3 protein-coding genes are annotated in these 2,688 nt (G+C 37.6%); all 3 read left to right on the plus strand.

What is annotated here, in order from left to right:
- Positions 1 to 114: transposase (locus O9332_RS22305; protein WP_130758671.1), on the plus strand; the 114-nt coding region annotated here is incomplete at its 5' end.
- Positions 115 to 217: 103 nt separating this feature from the next.
- The gene (locus O9332_RS22310; protein ID WP_002760306.1) at positions 218 to 1,561 is read left to right on the plus strand and encodes a glutathionylspermidine synthase family protein; all 1,344 of its coding nucleotides are present in this window, start codon (positions 218 to 220) and stop codon (positions 1,559 to 1,561) included.
- A gap of 11 nt (positions 1,562 to 1,572) precedes the next feature.
- A complete protein-coding gene (locus O9332_RS22315) occupies positions 1,573 to 2,394 on the plus strand; it encodes a hypothetical protein (RefSeq protein WP_002760307.1) in 822 nt (273 codons plus the stop codon).
- Positions 2,395 to 2,688 lie beyond the last annotated feature (294 nt).

A 2,688-nucleotide genomic window follows, 5' to 3' on the forward strand; every position in this document is an offset into this window, starting at 1 on the left:
GTGGTCGAGGGAATCAACAATAAACTTAAACTAATAAAACGGAGAGGCTATGGCTTTAGAAACTTTCGGAATTTTTGGGTTAGAAGTATGTTATCTTGGCATCTTGTATGTTGATTTAGCATAAAGGGTAACGAAGAGCCATAATAAATCTGGTTAAATAATCATCATAAAAACCACTCCAGACACAGAGGACACAGAGTGATATAAGAGGTGAATTATGCGAGTTATTCCTTTTCCGCGTCGTCCCTATTGGCAACAACATATCCGCCACCATGCCTATCAAGCAGAGGTTTTAAGCGATGCCTCTCAGGGTTACTGGGTGGAGGCGTTAAAACAACCTTTTTATCTTCAATTTTCTACCGAGGAGGAAACTCGATTAGCAGCAGCCACCGAAACTCTTGGCAAAATGTGTCAGGAATATTTAGATTGGTTTTTTACCGCAGAACAAGATGGTGCAGTGGAGCAAAGATTAGCCAGTTTACAAATCCATCCCGCTTATTGGCAGGCGATTCAATTATCCTGGGAACGCAGGGAACCAGAAGATTTATCCCTTTATCTGCGCTTTGATTTAGTTATGTCAGAAGCCAGTAATTCCTTGAAAATGATTGAGATTAATGCCGAGACTCCGTTGTTAGGGTGTGAACAGGTTTATCAATGGAATTGGTTACAGGATATGTTAAAGCGAAAAGACCACTCTTTGCCCGAGGATGCTAATCAATTTAATGATTTTTGGGATAAAGTTGCAGCACAATTAAGTCGGATTATTCAAGTATATCAGATGTCGGGGAAAGTTTTATCTTTCTTGGTTGATGAAAAGTTAACAGAGGATCAGGAAATGGCGGCTCAATTAATTCAAATGATTCAAGATGAGATTGATCCTCAGCAATATTGCCAGATAGTTTATCTCAGAGATCAATTGGATGAGCAAGGTCATCTACAACAGCGAGGAATTGGCATAGACGACCAGGGTTATTTGGTGGATCATTGTAATGAACGAATGCCCTGGATTTGGAAAATTTACGATTGGTCAGATTTACAAAATGATGTGGAAAACTTTGGTATGACTGATATTTTTGCCCGCCGTTTAGAATTAGGTGAGGTTAAGTTTTTAGAACCACTTTGGAAACAAGTTTTAGCCAATAAAGGTTCTCTCGTGTATTTCTGGGATTTATTTCAGGACAATCCTGATTATTCTCCTTATCTTTTACCGACTTATTTTGAGCAAGATCTGTCTCCCGCCGCCACTCGTTTAAGTTTAAATACCCATATTAAAAAACCGATATTGGGATTAGAAGGAGTCGCTACATCTATCCAAACAGGTTTTGGTTCGACTCTTGAAGCCAGAGAAAGCTTTGGTTATGGAAAAGAAGGGTTTATTATCCAAGAATATGTGTCTTTACCAATTGCATATAATTATTATTATGTAATTGGTAGTTGGTTAGTCGGAGGCTTAGAAGATGGAGAAGCCGCCGGGGTGATTATTCGGGGCGATCGCCTGAGAATTACCGGACGCTATTGTTTAATTATCCCGCATATTGTTTCCGATCAAGGGATCGTTTAAAGATTTTATAAATGAAACTGAAAGATTGTAAAAAAGCAAAAGCAATGAAATTAAAACTGCAACAAAAAACTTGGCGAGTTGATGACTGTATTCCTCTGCATTATCAATTAAACCCACAATTATTAAACCAGATTGATCCCAATTTACAACATCATTTTTGTTTATTATTAAGTCGAGATGTTTATAGTGAGGGAGATAGCCTTCCTCTCTGGAATTATTTATTAACTCGTAAAGCTGAATTTAGCGATGATTTCTGGCAAATGATGATCCAGTGGTTTGAAGATGAACAAAAACATTATGAAGCTTTGAGGCGAGTTTATCGGTTAATTTCTGGTATAAGTTTTAGAGAAATGGATCTGGTTTTCGCTGAACGTAACCACGAGATTGAACCGATCAAAGCACTTTTAACAGATGAATTTACTATCTTAGTTTCATTATTATTTGATGAGTTGGGATCTACGATTTCCTATCGTCGAGATTTATGGGAATATTATCGGCACTACGGCCCCGTTGTTCGTCAAGTTGGGAAATATCTCGTACAAGATGAGGGCAGCCATTTTCAAAATGCGGTAAAATTACTGAAATTTAGTCATCGCAATCGCCTGTGGGAAATTCCTGATTTATTAAAACAACTTGTCCAACTAGAAAAACAATTAGGTCGCTATTGTAAAACATTTTTTTTGGATCATGCACAGGAACAATTACGCTTTCCCACAAACTTTAATGCAGTAATTAGTCAGATAATTTTAGCCCAATTTGGTTTAGCAAAATATCCTGAACAGATTCAGAACCTTTGGCAATGGAAACTGGCGAGATGGGATTTTGTTCCCTAAGTAGTTTGTCCTCTAATTTTGCAGAACAATAGTCATTTAATCTTGATCTATCGTGTTTGGAATTAATAATCGAGAACATTACAGGTGAAGCAATCATAATTATCGCTCTTCTGGGACTCTAGGCAGAAGAGAAATAGAAATTGTGCGGAAAAATGGCTCTTCGGTTTGTGTTATGCAATGGACGGGGGTTATATTGGATGTAACCCTTATATAGAAAGGCATTTAGCGATTTTTGTCGATTGTTTTTGATCTAGAGCGAACTAATCAATTAAGTCTCTTACCAGATAAGGATTT

Source organism: Microcystis sp. LE19-10.1B, from assembly GCF_027530565.1.
Classification (GTDB): domain Bacteria; phylum Cyanobacteriota; class Cyanobacteriia; order Cyanobacteriales; family Microcystaceae; genus Microcystis; species Microcystis aeruginosa.

What these genes read in the sequence shown, in the direction of transcription:
- O9332_RS22310 (WP_002760306.1), top strand. Translation starts at nt 218, where the DNA reads ATGCGAGTTATTCCTTTTCCGCGTCGTCCCTATTGGCAACAACATATC.
- O9332_RS22315 (WP_002760307.1), top strand. Translation starts at nt 1,573, where the DNA reads ATGAAACTGAAAGATTGTAAAAAAGCAAAAGCAATGAAATTAAAACTG.